19 protein-coding genes are annotated in these 24,565 nt (G+C 61.3%); 12 read left to right on the forward strand and 7 right to left on the reverse strand.

All coding sequences use genetic code 11. The features are described 5' to 3' along the window. Window positions 1-171: 171 nt before the first annotated feature. The 3 genes from ACB033_RS01360 to mscM all read right to left on the reverse strand — a co-directional run bounded on the left by ACB033_RS01360 (window position 172) and on the right by mscM (window position 6,193). Window positions 172-2,049 (reverse strand): methyl-accepting chemotaxis protein, encoded by a 1,878-nt coding sequence (locus ACB033_RS01360; RefSeq protein WP_017764984.1) that lies wholly within the window; start codon window positions 2,047-2,049, stop codon window positions 172-174. Between the two features lie 132 nt (window positions 2,050-2,181). Further along, window positions 2,182-2,892 carry a glycerophosphodiester phosphodiesterase gene (locus tag ACB033_RS01365; protein WP_139725043.1) on the reverse strand — a complete coding sequence of 237 codons (711 nt, stop codon included), beginning with the start codon at window positions 2,890-2,892 and terminating at the stop codon, window positions 2,182-2,184. A gap of 22 nt (window positions 2,893-2,914) precedes the next feature. Continuing rightward, window positions 2,915-6,193, reverse strand: coding sequence for a miniconductance mechanosensitive channel MscM (gene mscM, locus ACB033_RS01370; RefSeq protein ID WP_139725044.1), 3,279 nt, complete (start codon window positions 6,191-6,193; stop codon window positions 2,915-2,917). A 155-nt stretch (window positions 6,194-6,348) separates the two neighbouring features. Between mscM and ACB033_RS01375 the strand changes: the two genes are divergently transcribed. Beyond that, complete coding sequence (locus tag ACB033_RS01375; RefSeq protein WP_041203103.1) at window positions 6,349-7,683, forward strand: MATE family efflux transporter; 1,335 nt, start codon at window positions 6,349-6,351, stop codon at window positions 7,681-7,683. A gap of 87 nt (window positions 7,684-7,770) precedes the next feature. Here ACB033_RS01375 and ACB033_RS01380 read toward each other — a convergent pair whose 3' ends face one another. Both ACB033_RS01380 and ACB033_RS01385 read right to left on the reverse strand, forming a co-directional pair. Next, the gene (locus tag ACB033_RS01380; protein WP_065016828.1) at window positions 7,771-8,595 is read right to left on the reverse strand and encodes a M23 family metallopeptidase; all 825 of its coding nucleotides are present in this window, start codon (window positions 8,593-8,595) and stop codon (window positions 7,771-7,773) included. Window positions 8,596-8,638: 43 nt separating this feature from the next. Further along, window positions 8,639-9,490, reverse strand: coding sequence for a hypothetical protein (locus tag ACB033_RS01385; protein ID WP_139725045.1), 852 nt, complete (start codon window positions 9,488-9,490; stop codon window positions 8,639-8,641). 176 nt (window positions 9,491-9,666) lie between these two features. Here ACB033_RS01385 and ACB033_RS01390 point away from each other — a divergent pair, with 176 nt between their 5' ends. Then, on the forward strand, window positions 9,667-10,443 hold the full coding sequence (locus ACB033_RS01390) for a BPSS1780 family membrane protein (protein ID WP_017781605.1): 777 nt from the start codon (window positions 9,667-9,669) through the stop codon (window positions 10,441-10,443). 63 nt (window positions 10,444-10,506) lie between these two features. Here the strand turns inward: ACB033_RS01390 and ACB033_RS01395 are convergent, their stop codons facing one another. Next, entirely contained in the window at window positions 10,507-11,406 is a 900-nt protein-coding gene (locus ACB033_RS01395) for a LysR family transcriptional regulator (RefSeq protein WP_017764991.1), read from the reverse strand. A 127-nt stretch (window positions 11,407-11,533) separates the two neighbouring features. Here ACB033_RS01395 and ACB033_RS01400 point away from each other — a divergent pair, with 127 nt between their 5' ends. The 4 genes from ACB033_RS01400 to oxyR all read left to right on the forward strand — a co-directional run bounded on the left by ACB033_RS01400 (window position 11,534) and on the right by oxyR (window position 16,018). Continuing rightward, window positions 11,534-12,394, forward strand: coding sequence for a Vmh family MBL fold metallo-hydrolase (locus ACB033_RS01400; RefSeq protein WP_042049717.1), 861 nt, complete (start codon window positions 11,534-11,536; stop codon window positions 12,392-12,394). Window positions 12,395-12,469: 75 nt separating this feature from the next. Continuing rightward, window positions 12,470-13,117 (forward strand): DsbA family protein, encoded by a 648-nt coding sequence (locus ACB033_RS01405; protein WP_162519849.1) that lies wholly within the window; start codon window positions 12,470-12,472, stop codon window positions 13,115-13,117. 218 nt (window positions 13,118-13,335) lie between these two features. Beyond that, window positions 13,336-14,976: a methyl-accepting chemotaxis protein gene (locus tag ACB033_RS01410; protein ID WP_017764994.1), complete on the forward strand. Its 1,641-nt coding sequence runs from the start codon at window positions 13,336-13,338 to the stop codon at window positions 14,974-14,976. A 145-nt stretch (window positions 14,977-15,121) separates the two neighbouring features. After that, window positions 15,122-16,018, forward strand: a complete 897-nt coding sequence (oxyR, locus tag ACB033_RS01415) for a DNA-binding transcriptional regulator OxyR (RefSeq protein ID WP_162519850.1) — start codon at window positions 15,122-15,124, stop codon at window positions 16,016-16,018. 68 nt (window positions 16,019-16,086) lie between these two features. Here the strand turns inward: oxyR and ACB033_RS01420 are convergent, their stop codons facing one another. After that, window positions 16,087-18,576, reverse strand: coding sequence for a penicillin-binding protein 1A (locus ACB033_RS01420; protein ID WP_010633193.1), 2,490 nt, complete (start codon window positions 18,574-18,576; stop codon window positions 16,087-16,089). A gap of 287 nt (window positions 18,577-18,863) precedes the next feature. Here ACB033_RS01420 and tapM point away from each other — a divergent pair, with 287 nt between their 5' ends. From tapM to aroK, 6 genes are all read left to right on the forward strand, one after another. After that, window positions 18,864-19,934: a PilM family type IVa pilus assembly protein TapM gene (gene tapM, locus ACB033_RS01425; RefSeq protein WP_017787953.1), complete on the forward strand. Its 1,071-nt coding sequence runs from the start codon at window positions 18,864-18,866 to the stop codon at window positions 19,932-19,934. Continuing rightward, window positions 19,922-20,500, forward strand: coding sequence for a PilN family type IV pilus biogenesis protein TapN (gene tapN / locus ACB033_RS01430; RefSeq protein WP_017781609.1), 579 nt, complete (start codon window positions 19,922-19,924; stop codon window positions 20,498-20,500). The genes tapM and tapN overlap by 13 nt, the downstream gene beginning before the upstream one ends. After that, on the forward strand, window positions 20,497-21,096 hold the full coding sequence (tapO, locus tag ACB033_RS01435; protein ID WP_139725048.1) for a PilO family type IV pilus biogenesis protein TapO: 600 nt from the start codon (window positions 20,497-20,499) through the stop codon (window positions 21,094-21,096). The genes tapN and tapO overlap by 4 nt, the downstream gene beginning before the upstream one ends. Beyond that, on the forward strand, window positions 21,093-21,623 hold the full coding sequence (locus ACB033_RS01440; RefSeq protein ID WP_017787950.1) for a pilus assembly protein PilP: 531 nt from the start codon (window positions 21,093-21,095) through the stop codon (window positions 21,621-21,623). The genes tapO and ACB033_RS01440 overlap by 4 nt, the downstream gene beginning before the upstream one ends. A gap of 16 nt (window positions 21,624-21,639) precedes the next feature. After that, the gene (locus ACB033_RS01445; protein WP_139725049.1) at window positions 21,640-23,841 is read left to right on the forward strand and encodes a type IV pilus secretin PilQ; all 2,202 of its coding nucleotides are present in this window, start codon (window positions 21,640-21,642) and stop codon (window positions 23,839-23,841) included. Between the two features lie 191 nt (window positions 23,842-24,032). Further along, window positions 24,033-24,551, forward strand: a complete 519-nt coding sequence (aroK, locus tag ACB033_RS01450) for a shikimate kinase AroK (RefSeq protein ID WP_005298388.1) — start codon at window positions 24,033-24,035, stop codon at window positions 24,549-24,551. Window positions 24,552-24,565 lie beyond the last annotated feature (14 nt).

The following is a 24,565-nucleotide window of genomic DNA, read 5'->3' on the forward strand; positions in this document are numbered from 1 at the left end:
CAAAAAACTAATCCGAATGTCACGGTGCACCAGCTGTTGCAGGAGCGAGGGCTGACCGGTGTCGTGCAGGAGAGTCGGTAATCCCTGCTGGTTGATGTGGTAATAACTATTGAAACCAAAGCATTTTTTCATAAAAAAAGGGGCCTGCACGGCCCCTTTTGTCGATCAGCATCAGATGCGGAACATGCCGACCTGATTGCTCAGTTCACCTGAAATATTTTTAAGTTGTTCAGAGAGATGGCGTGAGCTGTCGGCATCGACCGCCAGCTCGTCCGAGACGTCCTTGACTGCCTGGATGTTGCGGCTCACCTCGTCGGTAACGGCCCGCTGCTCCTCGGCGGCGCTGGAGATCTGGGTCGCCATGTCGGAGATCTGGTTGATGGAGGCGGTGATCTGCTCCAGTGCCTGGGTGGCATCGTTGGCATCTTCCACGCTGTTCTGGGCCAGCAGCTGGCCTTCATGCATGGTGCTGACGGCGCCCTGGGTGTTGCGCTGCAGGGTCTCGATCATGTTGCGGATCTCGACGGTGGAGCTGTGGGTACGCTGTGACAGCACCCGCACCTCGTCGGCCACCACCGCGAAGCCGCGGCCCTGCTCGCCGGCACGGGCTGCCTCGATGGCGGCGTTCAGTGCCAGCAGGTTGGTCTGCTCGGCGATGCCCTGAATGGTGGAGAGGATGGTGTTGATCTCCTGAGCGTTCTTCTCCAGCTCCTGAATGATGCCGGAAGCCTGTTTGACCTGGGTGGCGAGATCCGTGATGGAGCGCTGGTTGCGGGCGATCACCTGCTTGCCGTGCTCACAGCTGCTGGAGGAGCTGCGGGCCGCATCGGCGGTCTGCTCGGCGTTGCTGGCCACTTCCACCGCGGTGGCGGACATCTCGTGCACCGCAGTCGCGATCTGGGAGATCTCGTTTTGCTGGCGGGCCAGACCCTGGCTCGATTTCTCCGCCATGTTGTGGGACGACTTGGCCTGCTGGTTCAGTTGCCCGGAGGAGTTGGAGATGTCCTGCACCATCACGTGGATGCGGTCGATGAAGGTGTTGACGTGTTTGGCGACTATGCCCACTTCGTCTTCCCGCTCGATCTTGACGCGGCGGGTCAGATCCCCGTTGCCGCGGGAGAGATCGGCAATCGCCTCGCCAAGGGTCTTCAACGGTGCCAGGGAGCCGCTGATGGCGACGTAGGAGAAACCGGCCACGATGAGGATGGTCAGCAGGCCTTGCAGCAGAGCGGAGGTGACCATGCGCGAGACTGACTGGTAGGCGACCGCTTCGTCCACCACGATGCCGAAATACCAGTTGGTGTTCGGGATCTCGGTCAGGTCGAATACGCTGGGTTTGCCGCTGATCTCCATCTCGGAGATGGTGTTGTCATGGGCCAGTTCGTTGACTTTGGCTGCGGTCAGATCGGGGGAGAGGGCGGTGGCTGGCTTGAGCGCCAGCTCCTTGTCCGGGTGGGCGATGATGGTGCCATTACCGTCAACCAGGATGGCGTAGGTGCCTTCCGAATTGAGGGCCAGCACATCGCGTACCAGGGCATCGATGGAGACGTCACCGGCGATGACCCCCTGGGTGTTGCCCCGGGTGAAGGGCTCGGCGATGGTGATGATCAGCTGACCCGTGGTGATGTCGGCGTAGGGCGAGGTGATGGCCAGCTTGCCGGCTGCCATGGCGTCCTTGTACCAGGGACGTTGACGGGGGTCATAGCCGGCCGGCAGGTCGGTCGGCTTGCTCTGGATCATCTTGCCATCCTTGGTGCCCACGTAGACCAGGTCGAAGTTGCCTGCGTTCATGGTCTGGGCCAGATGGCTGATGGGTTCGTCTTCCTTGGCGAAGGCCTCCTTGGTGGCGGTGACCATGCCGATGCGGGCATCCAGCCAGCGGGAGATGCCTTTGACATTCGAGACCGAGCTGTCGTCGATGAAGCTCCAGATCAGACGCCGGGTCTCGCTTTTCAGTTGACTTGTGTTGTACCAGACCTGCAGGCCTGTGATGACCAGGATAATGACCCCGATGGCGAGGACAAGCTTGTTCTTGATGGATAAGTTCATGTTTACATCCTTGTGAGCTTCAGTCTGCGATGTGTGGTTTTATTGTTATGGGCCAACACTGTATCGGCCAAAGTCGAACTTTTTGTATCCCGGTGCGCCATTAAATTTATAGCTTAAATCAGCGGTTATCGATCACCTCCGACACAATGAGTCCAATTTGGCGGATGGCAGAAAGCGATCCGGCCGGTTGGTGAAGATGCCGTCGACGCCGATGGCGGCCAGCATCGCCTGATCTCCGGGATCATCGACCGTGTAGACCAGCACCCTGAGCCCGCGATCGTGGGCATCCTGCACCAGCTGTTGATCGACAAAATCCACGTCGCAGTTGAGTGACCAGGCACCCAGCTCGGCCGCAAAGGCCGCCTGGGTGAGGGGAATGGTGGAGGTGAGCGCCCCCAGCCGGATCTCGGGGCGCAGGGTGGCGAAGCGGGCAAGCTCGGGATGGTGGAAGGAGGAGACGACCCACTGGGCGGTCGTGAAGCCAAGCTCGGCCTCGGCACGCAGTGTCAGTCGGGCCACCTCGTCGGCTGTTTGTGCTCCTTTCAGCTCGATATGCAGCTCGGCCTGGCCGGCGATGGCCTCCATCACCTGCCACAGGGTCGGGATCCCCTCTCCCTCGCCGGCATTCAGGCTCGCCAGATAGGCACGCGACTGGGCCATCAGCACGCCGCGGCCGTCTGTGCAGCGCTCCAATCTTCGGTCATGGAAGACCCACAGCTCGCCGTCGGCCTGCTGCACGTCGATTTCGATGGCTCCAGCCCCCAGCGTCAGCGCCAGCCTGATGGCCTTGAGGGTGTTCTCCGGTGCCAGTCCGCTGGCGCCGCGATGGGCGATGATCTGCATGTTGTGCTCCTGTGAGGGCGACTCAGGCCCGGCTCAGACGAATGTCGATCTGCTGGTGCGGCAGCCCCAGCCCCTGTTGCTGCAATTTCTCCAGCACCAGCGAGTGGACCTCGTGGGTGATGGGCATGCGGTGATCCATGCTGTTCACGTAGAGCCGGATCTCGTAGATCAGCGCCGAGTCGGTGAATTCGATCAGGAACACCTCGGGGGAGGGGGTCTCCAGCACCAGGGTGGAGGCCTTGATCGACTCTTCCAGAATGGTCTGTATCTTTCTCGGCTCCTGGGTCAGGCCGATGCGGATGCGCAGCCGTACCCGGGTGATGGCATCGGACAGCGACCAGTTGATGAACTGCTCGGTGATGAAGGCCTTGTTGGGGACGATGATCTCCTTCCTGTCCCAATCCACTATGGTGGTGGCGCGGGTCTTGATCTTGGTGACGGTGCCGGTCAGCTCGCGGATGGTGACTGTGTCGCCGAGCCGGATCGGTTTCTCGAACAGTATGATGAGGCCGGAGACGAAGTTGGCGAAGATCTCCTGCAGCCCGAAACCCAGGCCCAGGGAGAGGGCCGCCACCATCCACTGCGCCTTGGACCAGTCGATGCCGAGGATGGAGAAGCCGGTCAGCGCCCCCACCACCAGCACTATGTACTTGGTCACTGTGGTGATGGCAAAACCGGTGCCGGGGGAGAGGCTCAGGTGCTGGAGCAGGGTCAGCTCCATCAGGCCCGGCAGATTGCGGGCGGTGACCACGGTCAGGATGAAGGTGAAGGCCGTCAGCATCAGATCCTGCAATGTGATGGCGACGACCTGCTCGATGCCGCCGATCTTGCTGCTCACCTGCCACACCTCGATGCTGCGCAGGAAGCTGAACGCCGAGTTGAGTTCGGACCACTGCACCACCACCAGCATGGTGAAGCCCAGCATCAGCAGGGTGCGCACCAGCCCGAGGGACTGGGCGCTGATGGTATCCAGGTCCAGTTCGGTGTCCTCTACCACATCCGGGATCTCGGAGCTGAGCTCGTCGTGTCCCTCTTCCCGGCCGCGCTGGGCCAGGATCTCGGCGCGCTTGCTCTTGGCCCGCTCGAAGGCGAGGCGACGACGCTGGATCAGCATCCAGCGGTGCGCCAGATAGTAGACGAGCAGGCAACCCAGCCCCATCAGCAGGCTCAGCTCCAGCTGGCGCAGCAGGATGCGGGAGGTATAGAAGTAGCCGAGCAGAGAGCCGATCACCGCCAGCAGCGGCGCCAGCATCAGGCTGTTCCAGATGAAGTGGTGCAGCAGGTGGGGCTTGCTCATGTCGGCCTGGCCCCAGGTGAGCGGCAGCCGCTCCCGGTTGAGGCGGGCGAAGAACAGCAGCAGCCAGAGGGCGCCGACGATGAAGGCCAGCCGGCCGAGGGAGTCGTAGAAGGCGTGCTCCTGATAGCTGTTGGCCATGCCCTGCACGAAGAAGCTCGGGATGATCACCAGCAGCAGGGTGCGAAACTGGCTCCACACCTTCTGCACCCGCTCCTTCTGCCAACGAAAATGGAGGATCAGGATCCCCTTCTCCAGCGTCAGGTGACGCGCCATCAAGAGCGCCAGCAGCAGGAACCAGATCTCGCCGAGGCCACGGGCCACCGCCACCGCGAACGGGTATTGCCAGGCGCCGTCGAGCAGGCCGCGCACCATCAGCACCATGGCGGGTAGCGGCAGGGAGGCCAGCAGAGAGCGCATCAGCAGCCGGCTGGTGAGGCTGAACTTGTCCTGGGTCACCTTGCCGATGCGGGGCGCTATGTACTGGCTGTAGTGGGTCAGGTGGCGAGCCAGTTTGAACCAGCACCAGGCCAGCACCAGGATGCCGATGCCGGCGAAGGTGAGGGTGATTGGGTTGTTCTCGGCGATGGCCTGGGGCAGCTGCAACCAGTTGACCGGGTTGAGGGCAAGGCCGAGGGCGGCCGGCACCCCGAGCAGCACGGCCGGGGTGAGCGGGCGCACGTCCGGCATCCAGAACAGGTGGCTGGCGCTGAGCTCGCGGATCTCGTCGATCTTGCTGTTCTGGCGGCTGTAGAGCAGCTTGAGCCGGGTCTGCTCCTGAATGAGGCTGTCAGCGGCGTCGTTGAGTCGGGTCAGCAGCTGCCGTCTGGCCTTGAGCAGGTTGTCGAGCACCGCCAGCTGGGCGCGATCCAGGGTGATGCCGTCGGTGGCCAGCAGCTGATCGCGCAGCTGACGCGGATCCTTGAGGGCATCCTGCTCGGTCTCGTACTGGTATTTGGCCATGCGGGCGTTGACGATGGCCGACTCCAGCTTGTCGAGGGGGAAGTAGGCGGGCAGGTCGGAGAGCTTGCTGCGCAGGTTTTCGCCGTAGGCGTTGCTGATCTGCAGCCACTCCAGTTGCTCGCGCACCGAGTTGACCAGGTCGTTCAGGGTCGAGAGGTTCGTGTCGATCACCCGCTGCTCGTCCTGCACCCGCTCAATCTGATCTTCGAGCGCGCCGAGCTGGATGGAGAGCGCCTGGTTTTGCTGTTGCTGCTCCAGCAGCAGCGGCATGTCGGAGGTGAGCTGCTTGCGCAGGCGCTCGCTCTCCGCCAGTGCCTGTTCTGTCTTGTCGCGGCGCAGCTGGTTCTGCTGGTTGAGCAGGCTGGTCTGCCACTCGTCCTCGTCGGTGATGGCGAGGTTGAGCTCCTGCAGCCTGAGCTTGCCCAGGTCGTTGCGCTGCTGGGCGGAGAGCTGCTCCAGCTCCAGCATCTGGATCCGGTCGGAGAGGCTCTGCTCCTTGAGGCGGGTCACCAGCTGCTGGGCATCCTGCTGGCGGTCAGACTCGCTGCTGAAGCTGAGCCGATCGAGCAGGGCACGGGTCTGCTGCAACTGCTTGCGTAGCTCGTCGACCCGCAGGTGATACTCCTGGCCTGTGCTCTCCAGCTGGTTGAGGCTGTCCATCACCCCCTGGCGCTCCTTGCGCAGGTTGAGCTGGCGGTTGCTGCTCAGGCCGATGGCCTGGCGCAGCGCCTCCTCCTTCAGGGAGGAGAGGGCAGGGCGAGGCTGGGGCTGGTAGTTGTGCAGGCTCTCCTTGAGGCGGGCCGACTCCTTGGGATAGTCGATGAGCACCTGCTGATAGGCCTTGCCCTGCTCGCGATAGCGCTGGGCTTCCCGGGCAAATTGCAGCGCCTGCTGGTAGCTCTCCCGTAGCTTCTGGTTCTCCGGGGTGTCCGTCTTGGGCACGCTCTGCAGCAGCTCTTCCACCTGGGTGATGGCGTCATCGGCCTGGGCAAGGGCAGAGAGAAGAGTAAGGCAGAGCAGCAGGGAGAGCAGGCGTTGCAACATGGCGCACGTTTCCGTTCAGGTGGAGTCGCCCTAGCCTAAAGCAGGGGCCTGGGCGGGTAAAGTTTTCCATATTAATGATTTGTAACATAAATAACGGGCGATCCCGGCCCGCTTTGGCTATCATTCCGGCCGTTTTCCCCTCCATTGAGCATCCTATGTCCGCAGTCGATCTGGGCACGGCCCCCCTTTCCCGCCTGTTCTGGCGCTACGTCACTCCGACCGTGGCCGCCATGCTGGTCACCGGCATCTATGTCACCATAGACGGCATCTTCGTCGGCCATATTCTGGGCCAGGACGGCCTGGCCGGCATGATGCTGGCCTACCCCATCTGCGCCGTGCTCTATGCGGTGGGGGCGCTGATCGGCATGGGCTCCTCGGCGCTCGCCTCGTTTTATCTGGGCAAGGGGGAGCAGGCCAGGGCCCGTCACATCGTCGGCAACGCGCTGGTGATGGTGCTCATCGCTTCGGCGCTGCTCGCCTTCATCGGCATCCACTATGGCGACGAGATGCTGGTGTGGATGGGGGCGGAGGGGGCCATCTTCGACGCCGGATACGCCTATCTGCAGTGGTATTCCTGGCTCGGGGTGTTCGCGGTGCTCTCCATGGCCTTTACCGCCCTGCTGCGCAACGACGGGCGACCCGGCCTCACCACCTGGATCCTGGTGGGGGGCGGCGTGCTCAACGTGCTGCTCGACTACCTGCTGATGGCGGTGATCCCCTGGGGGCTGGCGGGGGCCGCCATCGCCACCATGCTCTCCCAGGCGGTGACCGGGGGGCTGTGCCTGTGGCACTTCTTCACCCCGCGCAGCCAGCTGCGCATTCGCTGGGACACCCTGCGGCCCGACTGGCGGCTGATGGGGGAGACATTGCGACTCGGGGTGTCGAGCTTTCTGATGTACCTCTACCTGTCGGTGGTGCTGGCGCTGCACAACAAGGCGCTGCTCTCGGTCGGTACTTCGCTGCATGTGGCCGCCTACGGCGTCATCAGCTATAGCGAGGCCTTCTTCTATCTCATCTTCGAGGGGATCGCCATGGGCATCCAGCCCATCGCCAGCTTCAACGCCGGGGCGGGCAACTGGGCACGGGTGCTGCGGGTGCGCAACCTGGCGCTCGGGGTGACGCTGCTGGTGGCCCTGTGCGGCATGCTGCCGCTCTATCTCTGGCCGGAGGGGGTGGTCTACCTGTTTGCCGGCGACAACGCGGCCCTGTTGCCGGTGGCCAGCCTCGGCATCTGGCTCTACTTCTGGGGCTTGCCGATGGAGGGCCTGCTGCTGGTGGGGGCCACCTACTTCCAGGCCATCAACCGGGCCCGTATCGCCTCCCTGCTCACCGGCGGCAAGCTGGTGCTGATCGGCGGCTTTCTGTGGGGCTTCTCTTCCCTCTGGGGGGTATCCGGCGTCTGGCTGGCATTGCCCACCTGCAGCACCCTGCTGGTACTGGTGATGTGGCGGGCGATGAACAGGGAGGCGCGCCAGCACAGCGCTGCCTGACAGGTGGTCAGTCGGCCATGAAAAAGGCAGCCTCGGCTGCCTTTTTCATTTTGAACGCCCCTGCCTGCGCGCGACAGGTAGCCAGCCTCAGGGCTTGAAGGCACCGATGAAGATGGCGGGGTCGACGCGGGCGTCGTTGAGGCTGACGTTCCAGTGCATGTGGGGACCGGTGGCGCGGCCGGTGGCGCCGACCCGGCCGACGATGCCGCCGCGGGGCAGGCTCTGGCCCAGCTTCACGTCGACCTTCGACATGTGGCAGAACATGCTGATGAGCCCCTGACCGTGATCGACGAACACCGTATTGCCGTTGAAGAAGTAGTTGCCGATCAGGATCACCTTGCCCGCTGCCGGCGACTTGATGGGGGTGCCGGCACCGACCGCGAAGTCGAGACCGGAGTGGGGGTTGCGTTCCTCGCCGTTGAAGAAGCGGCGCAGCCCGAACGGGCTGGAGAGCGGGCCCTCCACCGGCTTGTCGAACAGCAGGTTGCTGGGCTGGGTCGGGCTGAAGGTCTGGTAGGCGCGGGTCTGTTCCGCCAGCTCGCGGTTGATGCGGGCCATGTCCTCGGCCAGCGGGTTGACCTGACGGCTGTTCTTGAGCTTGATGTGCTGCTCGCGGTAGTGCTTGCTGCCGACCGTGAAGCCGAGGGTGCGGCCATCGCTCACCTGCAGCTGGTGGGGGCCGGGCTGGCTCTTGAGGGGGATGCCGACGATGGCAATCCAGCGCTTGCCCTCTTCACGCACCACCAGCACCGGCTTGTCCTGATAGCGGGCGGTCGGGGCCTGCGCCTCGCTGCCAAGGGGCACCACGGCGACACCGCCCGGCACCGGGTGGTTGAGCAGGCGGCTGATGAAGCCCTCGGCGAGGGCGGACTGGCTGGCCAGCAGCAACAATAGACAACAAACGACTCTCATGATGATTCCAGGCTGGGTTGACTAAGACGAAACGGTAACGAAATCAGGAGGCTGGCTGGAAGCGCTGGTAGATGGCTTCCATCTGGACCGAGACCTCCTGGCGCACCAGATCCAGCTCCAGCATGTCTTGCAGCACCTTGAGCTGATCCGGGCTCAGGAAGCCGCGGCTGCTCTCCAGTACCCGCTGGGTATAGGCGCGTTGGTTCTCCAGATAAGTGCCGGCATCGCCGCTCTCCTGTTGGGCCAGCTGCTGGTTCGCCTCGCTCAACAGGCGCGTCAGGGATTGGCGCTGGGCCGGTGCCAGCAGCTCGCCGCGCTCCGCCAGGCGGCCCTGGATCTCCAGCAGGCGGTTGGTGTCGCCCGAGTAGATCTCCTGCTCGAGTCGGGTGCGGGTATCCTCCCCCAGCAGGTTGCTGAGGTTGATCCAGATGCGCTGGCTCTCCTGCTCATAGGCGTCGGGATGATCGAAGCCGAGGCGATAGAGCTCGCGCAGCTGCTCCTGCACCTGGCCGCGTACGTCCTCCACGATGTCGAGCCGATCGAAGACGGTGGTGAGCTGGCTGCCCTGCTCGGCGTCATAGAGCCGTTCGATCAGCACGGACCCTTCGCTCGACTGGCTCCACTGGCTGATGGCGGCTTCCAGCTCGGGGTTGGGGGGGAGCGCCTCCTGGGCGGGCGCTGGCTCGCTCTGGGGGCCCTTGCCGGGCAGCTTGGCCAGCAGGCTTTGCCCCGGGTTCTGGCTGTTGCTCTGGGAAGCTGACGCGTCGCACTGAGCTGCGCGGGCGGTGCCGGCGGCGTCGGATTCCGGCTGGGCGGCGGAGTGGTCGGCTTGCCACTGCCAGAGGTTGAGCAACAGGGAGGCCAGCAGCAGCGGCGCCAGGTGAGATGTACGCATTTTGGATTCTCTTGAATAAGTGAACGCCCCTTGCAGAGGGGTCTCTTATGATAACCGTAACGTCTGATACAAGCAGCCATGACGTGCACCTGCGGTGTCGACGGCGGCCCGCCATTGAGTCGGGGGCCCCATGGCTCTAGAATCGGCAACCAGCCGTTTTCATCCGAGGAATTGTTATGAATGGATTGTCCCCCCTGCGCACAGCACCCGCCCGTCACCCCATAGGGCGTGGCTGGGTCTGGGTGCGGTCCGGCTTCGATATCTTCAACAAGGGGATGGGGGCCAGCGTCGGCATGGTTCTCGTCTGGTTTGCGGTCGGTCTGCTGCTGGAGCGCCTGCCGGCGGGCAGCCTCATCTCCCAGTTGCTCTACATGGTCTGGGGCGCCGGCTGGGTGGCGGTGGCCCACCACGGCTATGAAGGCAACCCGCTGCGCTTCGCCGACTTCTTCTCCGGTTTTCGCCACAAGCTGACGCCGCTGATGCTGGGAGGGCTGCTGGTGCTGGCCCTGTTCAGCCTGATCGGTCTCATCTGCCTGGGATTGCTCTCCATGTGGGGGCTTACCTCCCTGCTGACCCAGGATCCCGAATCCCTGGTGGTCACGGCGGCCCAGGCCCAGGGGCTGCTGCTCTGCCTGCTGCTGGGGCTGGCGCTGCTGATCCCGGTGCTGATGGCCATCACCTTCGCCCCCGCGCTCATCTATTTCCACGACGTGGGGATCCTGCAGGCGGCCAAGCTCAGCTTCAAAGGCTGCCTGACCAACATGTGGCCCTTCCTCTGGTGGGGCATAGTCGCCGCCATCCTGATGCTGTTTGGTGCGGCGCTGATGCTGGTGGGGCTGCTGGTAGTGATCCCGGCGCTCAACTACTCCATCTATGTGGCATATCGGGAGATCTTCCTGGATGTGGCGCAGGAGACGCCGGCCGAGGCCCCGCTGAGCGGTTTCGAAGCCTGAATGCGGCCAGCGAGTCTGGCATATTGAACGCAAGGGGCCTGCTGGCCCCTTTTTCATGCCGGTTTAATCACGCCACATGGGGTCGGCGGCCATTCGCTCCACCATAAAGTCGAGGAAGCTGCGCAACAGCGGTGACATCTGCTTGCGGGTGCCATAGACGGCGTAGACGCCGAGTCGCTTGGGCTGCCACTGCTCCAGCAGCGGTACCAGAGTGCCGGTCTCGAGATGGGGCTGGGCGGAATAGCGAGGCTGCAGGCTGATGCCGGCACCTTCCAGGGTCGCCTCCAGCAACAGGTTGGAGATGTTGGCGCTGAGGTTGCCGCTGACCGGCACAGATTCGGGCCCGTCCGGCCCCTGAAATTCCCACAGGCTCTTGCCAAAATAGGTGTAGGTGAGGCAGTTGTGCAGGGCGAGCTCCTGCACCTTGTGCGGCGTCGGGTGCCTGGCCAGATAGGCCGGGCTGGCACAGACCACGGAGTGGCAGGTGCCGAGCCGGCGGGCCACCAGGTTGGGATCGAGATCATTGGTGATGCGGATGGCGAGATCGATCCGCTCCTCCACCAGGTTGACGGTCCGGTCCAGCAGCAGGATATCGATGGCGGTGCCAGCATAGCGCGCCAGGTAGTCGTTGGCGGCCCCCACCAGCAGGGCTTCCGAGAGCGAATAGCTGCTGGTGATGCGCAGCTGCCCCTTGGGCGCCTCGTCGCCGCGCACGGCGATCTGCTCCATCTCTTCCCCCAGCGCCAGCATGGCCCGGGCCCGGTTCAACGCCTCTTCCCCCGGGCCGGTCAGACTGAGCCGGCGAGTGGTGCGGTGCAGCAGCCGTGCCCCCATCCACTGCTCCAGCTCCGCCAGATAGCGGGTCACCATGGCGCGCGACATCTCCAGTTTCTCCCCGGCGCCGCTCAGGCTGCCCTGTTCGACTACGCTGACAAAGACCCGCAATGCGGTCAGTCGATCCATGTTCAGGCTCTCTATATGCTCGATTAATGCAACAGTGATGCGCTCATTATGCTGTATTTGTACCGAAAGTGATCCAATAAACTGTGTCCATCTGATGAACCCCTGATGACTTGATGAGGAATACCCGATGAACAATACCCTGATCCGCAATCTGACCCTGGCTACCACCCTGCTGAGCGGTGCCGCCATGGCCGCCCCGCTGACCGTAACTGTCTACAACCCTGGCGAGAAGGCCATCTTCCCGGTCTCCTCTTCCCTGGTGGCCGGTGACAAGGAGGCGATCCTGATCGATGCCCAGTTTGACGTGCAAAACGGTCAGGCGCTGGTGGATATGATCAAGAAGAGCGGCAAGAAACTGACCACCGTCTATATCAGTGCCGGTGACCCCGACTTCTACTTCGGTCTGGAACCTGTCATGGCCGCGTTCCCCGACGTCAAGGTACTGGCCGACCAGCATGTGGTTGACCACATCAACCAGACCAAGGATGCCAAGCTGAGCTACTGGAGCCCCATTCTGGGCAAGGGTGCACCCAAGAGCCTGACCGTACCGCAAGTGATGACGGCCAGCCACCTGACCCTGGATGGCGAGAAGATCGAGATCAAGGAGATGAACACTCCGAATGCCTACCTGTGGGCGCCATCCATCAAGACTGCCTTTGGTGGTGTGCCGGTCTACAGCGGCGTACATGTGTGGATGGCGGACAGTCAGACCAAGGTCGCTCGCAGCAACTGGGTCAAGGCGCTGAACAATCTGCTGGCGCTGAAGCCTGAGCGCGTGGTGCCGGGTCACTTCCTGGGGACTGCGCCCAAGGGTACCGAAGCCGTGACCTTCACCCGTGACTACGTAGAGCGCTTTGAGCAGGAGCTGGCCAAGGCCAAGAACTCCGGGCAGCTGATTGAAGCGTTGAAGAAGGCTTACCCGTCCCTGCCGGTCGACGATGGTCTGGCCATCGGTGCCAAGGTCAATACCGGCGAGATGAAGTGGTAACCCCCTGACGCCTACTTCCCTGTGTTTTTTTACCGGGCCTTAGGGCCCGGTTTTTTATCCAGAATTGCAGCGAGAATGATGATGAACGAAGTGCAAACAACCCTCCATTATGTCTATGACCCCCTCTGTGGCTGGTGCTATGGTGCCGCCCCGCTGCTGAAAGCCGCGGCCGATGTCGCCGGCTTGCAGATCGAACTGCATGCCGGCGGCCTCTGGCTGGGTGGTCGCCGCCAGGCCATGGGTCAGGCGCTGCGCGACTATGTGCGCCCCCATGACGAGCGGATCCAGGCGCTGACCGGTCAGCCCTTTGGCGAGCGCTATTTCAACGAGCTGCTGCTGCGCGATGGGCTGCTGCTGGACTCGGAGCAGCCGATCCGCGCCATCCTGGCGGTGGCATCCCTGGGGGGCAATGGGTTGGTGATGCTGCACCGCATCCAGCAGTCCCACTATCGCGATGGCATCTGGCTCGGTTCTCTCGAGCATCTGACCAGCCTGGCGGCGGAGCAGGGCATTGCGCAGGAGGCCTTCGTGCAGGCTTATCAGGCGGTCGATCTGGCAAGCCATCTGGCGGACAGCCAGGTCTGGATGCGTCGTCTCGGCGGGCAGGGTTACCCGACTCTGGGGCTGGTGCAGGGGGACAAGGTAACGCCCTTGTCAGCGTCCTCTTTCCTGGGCGAGCCGCAGGCATTTGCCCGCCATATCCAGCAGCTGATGGGGCGCTGAGAGGGGAATTGGTATCCTGCCGAAGATAATCTTGGCCGGATGAGTCCTGAGTGGATTTTCCTGCCTGGGCGGCCCTCATGCTATCCCCGTGAAGGGCGATATATTGAGCCGCGGATAGTATGAAAATCATCCGCTTGCAATCATCGCGCTATGCTCTATGGGGATAGCCCGGACGTTCGATGTCAGGGGCTTGCGTCTAGCCGCCAAGGATACCAATCATGTTCAAAAATATGTCTATAGGTCAGAAGTTGAGCGCCGGTTTTGCGGTGTTGGCATTATTGGTGCTGGTCATCGCCGGATTTGGGATCTCCAGGCTCTCCTACCTGAATGCGAACACTCAGCTTATTGTCAATAACCTGGTGCCTTCCATTCGCTATGCCAGCCAAATGCACGTTGCGCTGCTGGATGCGCGTCGAGCCGAACTGGCCATGGTCATTGCGTTGACCAACAATGACCAGGCGGATATCGCCAAACGGAACGACAGTTTCTCGGATGCCAAGGCTCGCTTTCTAAAAGCGTTGTCGGATTATGGCCGTTTGGCTTTCAACGACGCAGAAGAAGAGCAGACCTATCGTGCCTTGCAACCAGCAGGAGAGGCTTACTTCAGCGCCCATGATCAGCTGTATCAAGCGGTCATGAACAACGAAGGTGCCAAGATTGGCGAGTATCGGGATGGCATTACCCGCACTACGTTAGACCAGACCACTCAGCTCACAATGACGTTGCGCGAGATTAACGACCGCATTGGTAGTGCCATGCATACCAGCAGTGAGCAATCATATGAGTCAGCCAAACTGCTCAGCATAGCGATTGGACTCGTGACGCTGCTTTTCGTGGTGTTGGTGGCTTGGTATCTGACTCAACAGATCAAGCGCCCGGTCAACGCGTTGCTGGAGGTGGTTGGTAAAGTGTCGGGAGGTGATCTGGCGACCCATCTTGACACCAGCCAGTTCAACAATGACGAATTGGGTCAACTGGCCAAGGGCTTTGGCGAGATGCAGAAAAACTTGCGCAATCTGGTCAGTGAAGTCTCCGGCTCCGTGGTGCAACTGAGCTCAGCGGCCGAGGAGATCAGCGCGGTGGCCCGTCAGTCCGCCAACAACATGAACAGCCAGCAGCACGAGCTGAACCAGCTGGCCACCGCCATGAACGAGATGCAGGCGACGGTGCAGGAGGTGTCCCGCAACACCAGCGATGCCGCCAGTGCCGCCAGCGCTGCCAGCAGCACCGCCGAGCTGGGGGCCCGCACCGTCAACGACTCCATCAAGCGCATTGAGCAGGTGGCCGGTGCCATCGAGAGCACCGCCGTGGTGATTCATCAGTTAGGTGACGACAGCCGCAACATCGGCATGGTGCTGGAGGTCATTCGCGGGATCGCCGAGCAGACCAACCTGCTGGCACTTAACGCCGCCATCGAGGCGGCCCGGGCCGGGGAACAGGGGCGCGGTTTTGCGGTGGTGGCCGATGAGGTGCGCACCCTGGCGAAACGGACCCAGGACTCCACTTCCCAGATCAACACCATCATTGCCGAGCTGCAGCAGCGGGCCGAACAGGCCGGCACAACAATGCAGCAAAGTCAGGACATGATGAACTCCACCGTCAGTACGGCGCGCGAGGCGGGGGCGTCCATCTCCGAGATCAGCGGCTCGGTGGAGAGCATCTCCCACATGAACATCCAGATTGCGACCGCCACCGAAGAGCAGGGGGCGGTGAGTGAAGAGCTCAACCGCAACGTGGTCAATATCAGCCATGCCTCGGAAGAGGTGGCGGCCGGGGCAACCCAGATGGCGCAGGCCTGCAACGACCTGAACCATCTGGCCACCCAGCTGCAGGAGCTGGTACGCCGCTTCCGGGTGTGATGAGGCGACGCTGACCCGACGGGCCCGGATCCGGGCCCGTTTTATTTATCCCCTGTGCATGGTCTGTCCAATCTCACCATCCCTTGTCCCTCCCGCCGTTCTTGGGCATGCTAATGGCCCCATTGGTTGGCAGGATTCTGGATGTATGAACCTTCGCGATCTCGAGTATTTGGTGGCGCTGGAAGAGGAGAAGCACTTTCGCAAGGCGGCGGAGCGCTGTTTCGTCAGTCAGCCGACCCTGAGCGGCCAGCTGCGCAAGCTGGAGGATGAGCTGGGAGTGATCCTGATCGAGCGCACCTCCCGCAAGGTGCTGTTTACCCCGGCTGGCGATGCCATGGCCCAGCAGGCTCGCAAGGTGCTCAAAGAGGTGCGCGAACTAAAGAGCATAGGCCAGCACTTTGCCGAACCCATGTCCGGCGAGATCCACATCGGCTTCATTCCCACCGTCGGCCCCTATCTGTTGCCCCACATCATCCAGGATCTGCGCGAACATTTTCCCAAGCTGGAGTTCTACCTCTATGAAGAGCAGACCCAGGTGTTGCTCAAACGGCTGGAAGAGGGGGAGCTGGACTGCCTGATCCTGGCCGAACTGGAGGGGATGGAAGGGTTTGGCTCCATCCCTCTCTATCAGGAGCCCATGTGGCTGGCGGTGCCCGAGCAGCATCCGGAGGCCAGGGCCAAGGCGGTGCCGCTCAGCAATCTGAAGGGCAAGAAGCTGCTGATGCTGGCCGATGGCCACTGTCTGCGGGATCAGGCGATGGGCTTCTGTTTTGCCGCCGGCATCGGCGAGGATCAGCGTTTCAAGGGCACCAGCCTGGAGACGCTGCGCAACATGGTGGCGGCCGGCAGCGGCATGACGCTGGTACCCAGGCTCGCGGTGCCTGCCAATACCGAGGAGGGGGGCGTCAGCTACCGGCCGGTGATCGATCCGGTACCGGGGCGTACCATAGCGCTGCTCTATCGCCACTACTCGGTGCGCCGACCCTGCTTCAACGAGCTGGCGGCCCGCATCTCGAGCCTGATGAAAAGCCTGCTCGGCTGACGACAACGCATTCGTGTTCACCAAAAGAAAACCGGCGCCTGGGCGCCGGTTTCTGTCTTCTCGGTTGTTTAGAAGATATCGTCGGTGGAGACGGGGCCGTCAGTGTCCGAGCCATCGCCGCCATAGACCTGATTGCCATCCGAGCTCTGGGTGGCGAAGCGGGTTGGTTCGGTGCCTTCCTTGAAGAACTCGTCCGTGCTGCTGCCATCGGTGCGGTTGGTCAGCAGGCCGGTTTCACGGTCGATGCGCACCGTGATGATCCCTTCCGGTACCGGCATCTTGCGCTCGGGGATCTGCTTGAGCGCCGTCTTCATGAAGTCGATCCAGATGGGCTGTGCGGCGCCGCCGCCAAACTCGGCCCGGCCGAGGCCACGCTGGTGGTTGTCAAAACCGATCCAGGAGGTGGCGACCAGGTTCGGGGTATAGCCGGAGAACCAGGCATCGCGCGACTCGTTGGTGGTCCCGGTCTTGCCCGAAATATCGTGGCGCTTGAGATCGCGAGCCGCTCGCCAGCCGGTGCCGCGCCAGCCATTGCCGCCCCAGATGGCGGTGGTCAGGGTATCGGTGACCAAGAAGGCGCTCTGGGCACTGATGGTCTGCGGTGCCATGTTGTTGGGCACGACGGGATCGATGGGGCACTGGGCCTTCCAGTCGGGGGCCGTATTGGCATAGGCATCCGCGCTGTCCAGACCGGCGGCGGCCAGTACGCCGCAATCACGGCAGGCGGCGGCCGGGTTGGCCTGATAGAGAGGCGCGCCGAAGCTGTCGGTCACCTCGGTAATGAAGTAGGGGGTGACCTGGAAGCCGCCGTTGGCCAGCACCGAATAGCCGCGCACCACTTCCAGCGGGGTGAACTCGGCCGCGCCCAGCGCCAGCGATTCGTTGGGCGAGATGGTGTCGCGGGCAAAGCCGAAGCGGGTGAGGCCGTCGATATAGGTATCCAGCCCGATGGCGCGCATCAGCCGCACCGACATCACGTTCTTCGACTTGGCAAGACCAAGGCGCAGCGGTGTGGGGCCGTCATAGATGGCCGGGGAGTTCTTGGGCTGCCACATGGGGCCCTTGGAGGGATCCCACTGGTTGATCGGCGCATCGTTGATGAGCGAGGCCAGGGTATAGCCCTGCTCCAGTGCGGTGGCATAAAGGAAAGGTTTGATGTTGGAGCCTATCTGGCGACGTGCCTGATCGACCCGGTTGAACTTGGACAGCTCGAAGCTGAAGCCGCCGACCAGCGCCTCGATGGCGCCATCCTGCGGATTCATGGCCACCAGGGCGGCGTTGACCTCGGGGATCTGGGAGAGCAGCAGCTCTTCACCCTTCTCCCGTACCCAGATCTGGGCGCCGACCTTGAGTACGTCCCGTGCCGATTTCGGGGCAAAACTCTGGCGATCGTCGGTGATGAAAGAACGAGCCCACTTGATGCCGTTCCAGCCAAGCTCGGCCTGTTTGCCGTTTTTCAGCACTATGGTCGCGCTCTTGTCACCCAGCTTGGTGACCACGGCTGCCATCAGCGGCTGATAGGTCGGCTGCTTGGCCAGATGGGCCATGATCTTGTCGTAATCCCAGTCGGCCTCGCCGCTCTTCCACAGCTGGGCGGTCACCCCCTTGTAGCCATGGCGGGTGTCATAGTCGAACACGCCGTCGAGCAGAGCCTGACGGGCAGCCCGCTGACGCTTGGCGGTGACCGTGGTGTAGACGTGCAGGCCCATGGTGTAGGCGTCTTCCCCAAACTGCTCCACCATCTTCTGGCGAACCATCTCGCCGAGATAGGGGGCGTTGAGGGTGGTCTCTGCTCCGTGATAACGGGCCTTGATCGGCATCTTGGAGGCTTCGTCATACTGGGCCTGGGTGATCTTGCCGGTTTCCAGCATGCGACCCAGCACCACGTTGCGGCGGGCGAAGGCCCGCTCCGGCGAACGGATCGGGTTCAGCATGGAGGGGGCCTTGGGCAGACCGGCAATGATGGCGATCTCGTCCAGAGTGAGCTCTTTCACCTCTTTGCCAAAGTAGACCTGGGCAGCGGCACCGACCCCGAAGGCCCGATAGCCGAGCGGTATCTTGTTGAGGTAGAGCTGCAGTATCTCGTCCTTGGAGAGATTCTGCTCGATGCGCCAAGCCAGGAAGACCTCCTTGATCTTGCGCACCAGGGTCTTCTCGTTGCTCAGGAAGAAGTTGCGGGCAACCTGTTGGGTGATGGTACTGGCGCCCTGGCGTGCCTGGCCGGAGACGGCCCAGACGGTGGCAGCCCGCAGAATGCCGATGGGGTCGATGCCGGGGTGCTCGTAGAAGCGGGCATCTTCGGTGGCGAGCACCGCATCGATCATGGACTGGGGAATTTCATCCAGATGCAGGGGGATGCGACGAATTTCGCCAAATTGGGAGATCAATTCCCCATCCCGGCTGTACACCTTCATCGGGGTGGCCAGCTTGACGTCGCGCAGTGCGGTCACATCCGGCAACTGGGGCTTGATGTAGAAGTAGATACCGATGAGGCTGGCAACACCCAGCACAGCACCCAGCATCATGACAATAAACAGGCGTACGAGCCATTTCAGCATGGAAGAACTACCAATCGTCTTAAAATTAGCCAACGGGCGCAGAGTATAGCCCTTTTGCCTTCGTGAATTCGAGGTTTTCCTGACGACGGTCCGGCTCCTCGAGAAGAGGCGGGAGGTTAGCACTCTGCGACTCAATAACCAAGGGGAGGAGGGCGCGGCTCGGAAAGCGAGTTGTATCACTTTTCGGCATAAACTTTATGACATTGATAGATAGAGCATTTAGGATGAGTTAAGCCATCATCTTCTGATTAGCTGTCCTACAATCAATCCTAAAACCCATATAACGCATGGATGTGTATATGTTTGGGCTATTCAACAAGGGTTCTCTGCTTCCACTGGCAGGCATTGATTTTGGAAGTCAGACCATCAAGGCCGTGACCATCACCGGCCGTCCCGGCAAGCTGCACCTCGAATCCGTGGCGGAGGTTGCCACTCCCAAAGGCACTCTGGTCGATTATCAGCTGCAGGATATCGAGCGGGTCGGCCAGTCTCTCAAGGGCCTCAAGCGTCTCATCTCGGGTAGCAGCCAGTATGTGGCTACTGCCGTCACCGGCTCCAACGTGATCACCAAGGTCATTCAGGTGGATGCCAGCCTGAGTGAAAGCGAGCTGGAAAATCAGGTCCAGCTTGAGGCTGAACAACTCATCCCTTTCCCCCTCGATGAAGTGAGCCTGGATTTCGAGATCCTGGGCAAGGTCGCCGATCAGGAGCGCCAGGAGGTGCTGCTGAGCGCGGCCCGCACCGAGAGCGTGAATGGTCGGGTCACCGCGCTGGCGGAAGCCGACATGACCACCAAGGTGGTGGATGTCGGGGCACACGCCTTGGGGCGGGCGGTACTCGCCTGTCTGCCTGAGCTGCAGGAGTGGGACAAACCGGTCGGTGTCATCGACATCGGCGCCAGCGCCATGACATTTGCCGCACTGGTGAAAGGGGAGGTGATCTACTCCCGCTTGCAGAACTTCGGTGGCGACCAATACAGCCAGGCACTGGCCTCTTTCTACAGCCTCTCTCTGGATGATGCCGAGCAGGCCAAGCTGCAGGGCAAGTTGCCGATCGATCACGAGCTGGATGTGTTGCTGCCCCACATGAATGCGTTGCTGCAGCAGGTGCGGCGCAACGTCCAGCTGTTTTGCAGCTCTTCCGGCCACCGGGAGCTCTCCAAACTGGTGTTGAGCGGAGGGGGCAGCTTGCTGCCCGGGCTGGCGGCTCAGATTGGCAACGAGCTCAGCTGCGAGGTGTTGCATCCCGATCCCTTTACCCTGTTTGGCAAACCCAAGGGAGAGGTCGCTGCCCATGGTGCCAAGTACATGACGGCGCTGGGTCTGGCATTGAGGAGCTTCACGCCATGTCAAATATAAACCTCCTTCCCTGGCGTGAAGCCAGGGCGCTGCGCCAGAAGAAGCAGTTCGGCGTCATGCTCGGTATCTTCATGGCCATCACGGCGTCCCTCGGTTTTGCCGCCGACTGGCTGGTGGAACAGCAGATCGGCCATCAGCAGCAGCGCAACCAGCGCCTGCAGCAGGAGATGACCATACTCGATGCCCAGCTTGGCGAGATCCGCCTGCTCAAGGAGCGGCGCAAGGAGCTGATTGACCGCATGCAGCTGATCGAGCATCTGCAGATGCGTCGCAACCTGCCGGTTCGTCTGTTCAACCAGCTGCCTTCGTTGGTACCTAATGGGGTGTATCTCAATACATTGGCCCTGCAGGACAACCGGATCGACGTGAACGGCAAGACCGAAGCCTATGGCAGGGTGGCCAGCATGATGCGTCGCATCGATGGTTCCGGCTGGCTGGGGCAGTCGCAGATCAGCACCATCTTTGCGGCTGACGTGGCACCCGTCTCCCTGAGCCAGTTTTCCATGATGTTCCAGGTCGCCGTGGCGGCTGGAGCCAGCCTCGACATGGCTAAGGGGCAGAAATGAACCTGCAACAGCTCAACGAACTGGATTTCAACAACATCGCCAGCTGGCCCAAACTGGCCAAGGGGATCTTCATCCTGTTCTTCTGCGCCCTGCTTGGGGGCGCCATCTATTACTACGTGATTGCCAAGTCGCTGACTCTGTTGACCCAGGAAACCGACAAGGAGGCGGAGCTCAAGTCACAGTTTGAGAGCAAGGCGATGCTGGCCGCCAATCTCGGTGCCTACAAGGCGCAGATGGTGCGGCTTGAACAACTGGTCGATACCCAGCTCAAACAGCTGCCCAATACCCATGAAGTGGCCGGGCTGCTGGATGACATCAGCTTCATCGCCACCGACAACGGCCTCAAGTTGAATCGCATCAACTGGGAGCCGGAGATCAAGCACGAGTTTTCCACCGAGCTGCCCATGCGAATAGAAGTGGTGGGCACCTATCATGAGATCGGCAAGTTCACGGCAGACATGGCGGCCTTGCCAAGGATTGTCATTCTGGAGTCGTTCACACTGGGTCAGGGCAAGGAGCAGGATGACATGATCGCCATGTCGATGCTGGCCAAGACCTATAAATACAACGGCAAGACGGTGGAGCAGAAAAAATGAGGATACTCTGCGTTCTGTTGCCGGCATTGTTGCTGACGGCCTGCGGCGGTCAGGATGACATGGATAATTACGTGGCCGATGTGAAGGCCAGAAAGCCGGTTCCCATTGAACCGCTTCCCGAAATAAAGCCCTTCTCTCCCATGGCTTATCATCTCAGTGATCAGCGCAGTCCCTTCATCGCTCCCCAGCCCGAGGCCAGCAGTGCCAAGACGGATGCCAAGGTGAAACCGGATTGCGCCCAGATTGTCGCCAACAGAGAGAAAGAGGTGCTGGAGAACTATTCACTGGCCAGCCTGAGCATGCAGGGTTCCCTTGGCAAGCAGGGGCAGCTGTGGGCCCTGATCAGAACGCCGGATGGTCAGTCCATCCGGGTGGGCCTCAACCAGCATATGGGGCTGGATCAGGGGCGGGTGATCAGGATCACTGACACTTATGTGGATTTGATTGAGACTATACCGGACGGCAAGGGATGCTGGGTGACTCGAGAAACCCAGCTGGGCATGGCCAATCTTGAAGCAAAACGATAATCAGGGATGAACTGCAATGAGAACAACAATAGGTAAGGCAACCAGAGTGGCCCTGCTGTTTTGCGTCGGTGCATGGGGCCAGGCCTGGGCGGTGGCCACCCTGCAGGAGGTCAAAGTCAATCCGCTGATGGCCGATCAACTGCTGCTGGAGCTGAGTTTCAGTGAACCGGTCAGCGGGTTTACCGATCGGCTCTCCTATGAACCCAACCAGTTGCTGCTGCATGTGCCGGGGGCGGTGGGGGCACTCAACGTGAATCCCCTGCCCATCAAGCAGCAGGGGGTGGATAACATCAAGGTAGAGGGCAAGGGGGCGGGTCTCGATATCAAGATTGCGCTCGATCAACTGACTCCCTATCAGGTGCACCAGCAGGGCAACAAGCTGTTGGTTGCATTGGGGGACAAGGCGGCCATGCCGCTGCCAACCACGACCTCTTCCTCCGGGCTGGTGGCTCCCCAGCCGAATTCGTCCGCCCTTATCAATACCCTGCCGGCAACCTCGTCGGCATTGATCAATAGCCAGCAGCTTGCCCGCCAGAGTGCTCCGGTGGTGGCGCCGGTTGCCAGCAAACCTGTGTTGCCAACCCCGCAAACTTCGGCCAGTGGCGCTTACTTCAACTCCGTCAAAGGCGTGGATTTTCGACGTGGCAAGGACGGACAGGGGGAATTTCTGGTGACGCTGGATAACAGCTCAGCCGCCGTGGACGTCAGCAGCCGCGGTCAGACTGTGCTGGCCAAGTTTCACGGCACCCGGGTTCCGGACGACCTGCTCAATCTGATCAATGTGCAGGATTTTGCCACCCCTGTTTCTCAGGTTGAGGTGTTTCGTCAGGGCAATGACACCCTGTTCGAGCTGTCGGTCAACGGTCAGTTTGATTATCGCTACGACCAGGCAGACAAGATGTTCATCGTCGAGGTGAAAAAGCGCACCGCGGCGAGTTCCGGGAAGCAGTATCAGGGCAAACCCATCTCCCTCAATTTTCAGGATATTCCGGTCAGAACCGTGTTGCAGCTCATCGCGGATTTCAACAATCTCAACCTGGTGACCACGGACTCGGTGTCGGGCAACATCACCCTGCGGCTGGATGGGGTGCCCTGGGAGCAGGCCCTCGACATCATTTTGAAGGTGCGTGGACTCGACAAGCAGCTGGACAACAACATTCTGCTGGTTGCACCGGCGGAAGAGATAGCCGCCCGTGAGAAACAGCAGCTGGAGAGCCGCAATCAGGTCGCCGATCTGGCCCCGCTCTACACCGAATACCTGCAGATAAACTATGCCAAGGCATCCGAGGTGGCGGCGCTGCTTTCGTCTGAAAGCACCAAGCTGCTCTCTGCCAAGGGGGCGGTGAGCGTGGATGAGCGGACCAACGTGCTGGTAGTCAAGGACACCGCCGACGTCATCAGCAACATCAAGCGCATGCTGGATATTCTGGATATCCCGGTCAAGCAGGTGGTGATCGAAGCGCGCATGGTGACCATAGACGACGGTTTCGACGAGGCACTCGGGGTGCGCTGGGGGGTGACCAAGAACGACGGTCACGGCAACAGTACCTCTGGTACCATCGAGGGCAATGATGGTTCCGGCAACAACAACGGTGGCTCGACCATTACCCGCCCCGGGGTGGACGATCGGTTGAACGTCAACCTGCCGGTGACCAATGCCGCCGGTACCCTGGCCTTCCAGGTGGCGCGGCTGGCGAACGGCACCTTGTTGGATCTCGAGTTGTCGGCACTGGAGAAGGAGAGCAAGGCCGAGATCATCGCCAGTCCCCGGGTGACCACGGCCAACCAAAAGCCGGCGCTGATCGAACAGGGGACCGAGATACCCTATGTGGAGTCCTCTTCCAGTGGGGCTACCTCGGTCACCTTCAAAAAAGCTGTGCTGAGTCTCAAGGTGACACCGCAGATCACCCCTGACAACAGGGTGATCCTGGATCTGACCGTGACCCAGGACACCAAGGGTGAAACCGTACCTACCGGTACCGGCGATGCCGTCTCCATCAACGCCCAGTCGATCACCACCCAGGTGCTGGTCAACAATGGCGAGACGCTGGTGCTGGGCGGTATCTATCAGCAGACCATTACCAACGATGTGACCAAGGTCCCCCTGCTGGGTGATATCCCGGGTCTGGGGGTGCTGTTTCGCAAGACGACCAGCGCGAACAAAAAGCGGGAGCTGCTGATTTTCGTGACACCGAAGATAGTCACCGAGACTTTCTGAAGACTTTACATGTGAAGGTAAAACACATATAACCTTACGCCCCAATGAGGCTGGGGCGTAAGGGCTGCGGTTGCCAGTCCTGATTTCTATTGAGATAATCCCCCTCCTGATCCATCGCAAGATAAGGTTCATAGGTACCCCGATCGAGAGTTTGTCGGGGTCGTACAGTTTGTAATTACTAACGAAAAGACATGGCTGAGAAACGCAATATTTTCCTGATAGGTCCCATGGGTGCGGGCAAGAGCACCATAGGTAGACATCTGGCAGAACAACTGCATATGGAGTTTTTCGACTCAGATCATGAGATTGAGCGCCGCAGTGGTGCCGATATCGGCTGGGTGTTCGATGTTGAAGGCGAAGAGGGTTTCCGGATCCGCGAAGAGAAGGTCATTGGTGACCTTTCCGAACAGCAGGGTATCGTGCTGGCAACGGGTGGCGGTGCCATCAAGAGCCGTGAAACACGCAACAAACTATCTGCTCGCGGCATCGTGGTGTACCTCGAGACCACCATTGAGAAGCAGCTGGCCCGGACGCAACGTGACAAACGTCGCCCGCTGCTGCAAACCGAAGAGCCGCCGCGCGAGGTACTCGAGCGTCTGGCGCAAGAGCGCAACGCCCTGTACGAAGAAGTGGCTGACTTTGTCATCCAGACTGATGACCAGAGCGCAAAAGTTGTTGCCAATCAAATCGTCAAGTTGATCGGCATGTAATCAAGAGGACGTCC

The sequence above is a fragment of the Aeromonas sp. S15(2024) genome (assembly GCF_041402265.1).
Lineage (GTDB): Bacteria > Pseudomonadota > Gammaproteobacteria > Enterobacterales > Aeromonadaceae > Aeromonas > Aeromonas dhakensis.

Excerpts from the sequence above, each read along its gene's own strand:
- ACB033_RS01360 (WP_017764984.1), bottom strand. The coding sequence starts at position 2,049 with ATGAACTTATCCATCAAGAACAAGCTTGTCCTCGCCATCGGGGTCATT.
- ACB033_RS01365 (WP_139725043.1), bottom strand. The coding sequence starts at position 2,892 with ATGCAGATCATCGCCCATCGCGGCGCCAGCGGACTGGCACCGGAGAAC.
- mscM (WP_139725044.1), bottom strand. The coding sequence starts at position 6,193 with ATGTTGCAACGCCTGCTCTCCCTGCTGCTCTGCCTTACTCTTCTCTCT.
- ACB033_RS01375 (WP_041203103.1), top strand. The coding sequence starts at position 6,349 with ATGTCCGCAGTCGATCTGGGCACGGCCCCCCTTTCCCGCCTGTTCTGG.
- ACB033_RS01380 (WP_065016828.1), bottom strand. The coding sequence starts at position 8,595 with ATGAGAGTCGTTTGTTGTCTATTGTTGCTGCTGGCCAGCCAGTCCGCC.
- ACB033_RS01385 (WP_139725045.1), bottom strand. The coding sequence starts at position 9,490 with ATGCGTACATCTCACCTGGCGCCGCTGCTGCTGGCCTCCCTGTTGCTC.
- ACB033_RS01390 (WP_017781605.1), top strand. The coding sequence starts at position 9,667 with ATGAATGGATTGTCCCCCCTGCGCACAGCACCCGCCCGTCACCCCATA.
- ACB033_RS01395 (WP_017764991.1), bottom strand. The coding sequence starts at position 11,406 with ATGGATCGACTGACCGCATTGCGGGTCTTTGTCAGCGTAGTCGAACAG.
- ACB033_RS01400 (WP_042049717.1), top strand. The coding sequence starts at position 11,534 with ATGAACAATACCCTGATCCGCAATCTGACCCTGGCTACCACCCTGCTG.
- ACB033_RS01405 (WP_162519849.1), top strand. The coding sequence starts at position 12,470 with ATGATGATGAACGAAGTGCAAACAACCCTCCATTATGTCTATGACCCC.
- ACB033_RS01410 (WP_017764994.1), top strand. The coding sequence starts at position 13,336 with ATGTTCAAAAATATGTCTATAGGTCAGAAGTTGAGCGCCGGTTTTGCG.
- oxyR (WP_162519850.1), top strand. The coding sequence starts at position 15,122 with ATGAACCTTCGCGATCTCGAGTATTTGGTGGCGCTGGAAGAGGAGAAG.
- ACB033_RS01420 (WP_010633193.1), bottom strand. The coding sequence starts at position 18,576 with ATGCTGAAATGGCTCGTACGCCTGTTTATTGTCATGATGCTGGGTGCT.
- tapM (WP_017787953.1), top strand. The coding sequence starts at position 18,864 with ATGGATGTGTATATGTTTGGGCTATTCAACAAGGGTTCTCTGCTTCCA.
- tapN (WP_017781609.1), top strand. The coding sequence starts at position 19,922 with ATGTCAAATATAAACCTCCTTCCCTGGCGTGAAGCCAGGGCGCTGCGC.
- tapO (WP_139725048.1), top strand. The coding sequence starts at position 20,497 with ATGAACCTGCAACAGCTCAACGAACTGGATTTCAACAACATCGCCAGC.
- ACB033_RS01440 (WP_017787950.1), top strand. The coding sequence starts at position 21,093 with ATGAGGATACTCTGCGTTCTGTTGCCGGCATTGTTGCTGACGGCCTGC.
- ACB033_RS01445 (WP_139725049.1), top strand. The coding sequence starts at position 21,640 with ATGAGAACAACAATAGGTAAGGCAACCAGAGTGGCCCTGCTGTTTTGC.
- aroK (WP_005298388.1), top strand. The coding sequence starts at position 24,033 with ATGGCTGAGAAACGCAATATTTTCCTGATAGGTCCCATGGGTGCGGGC.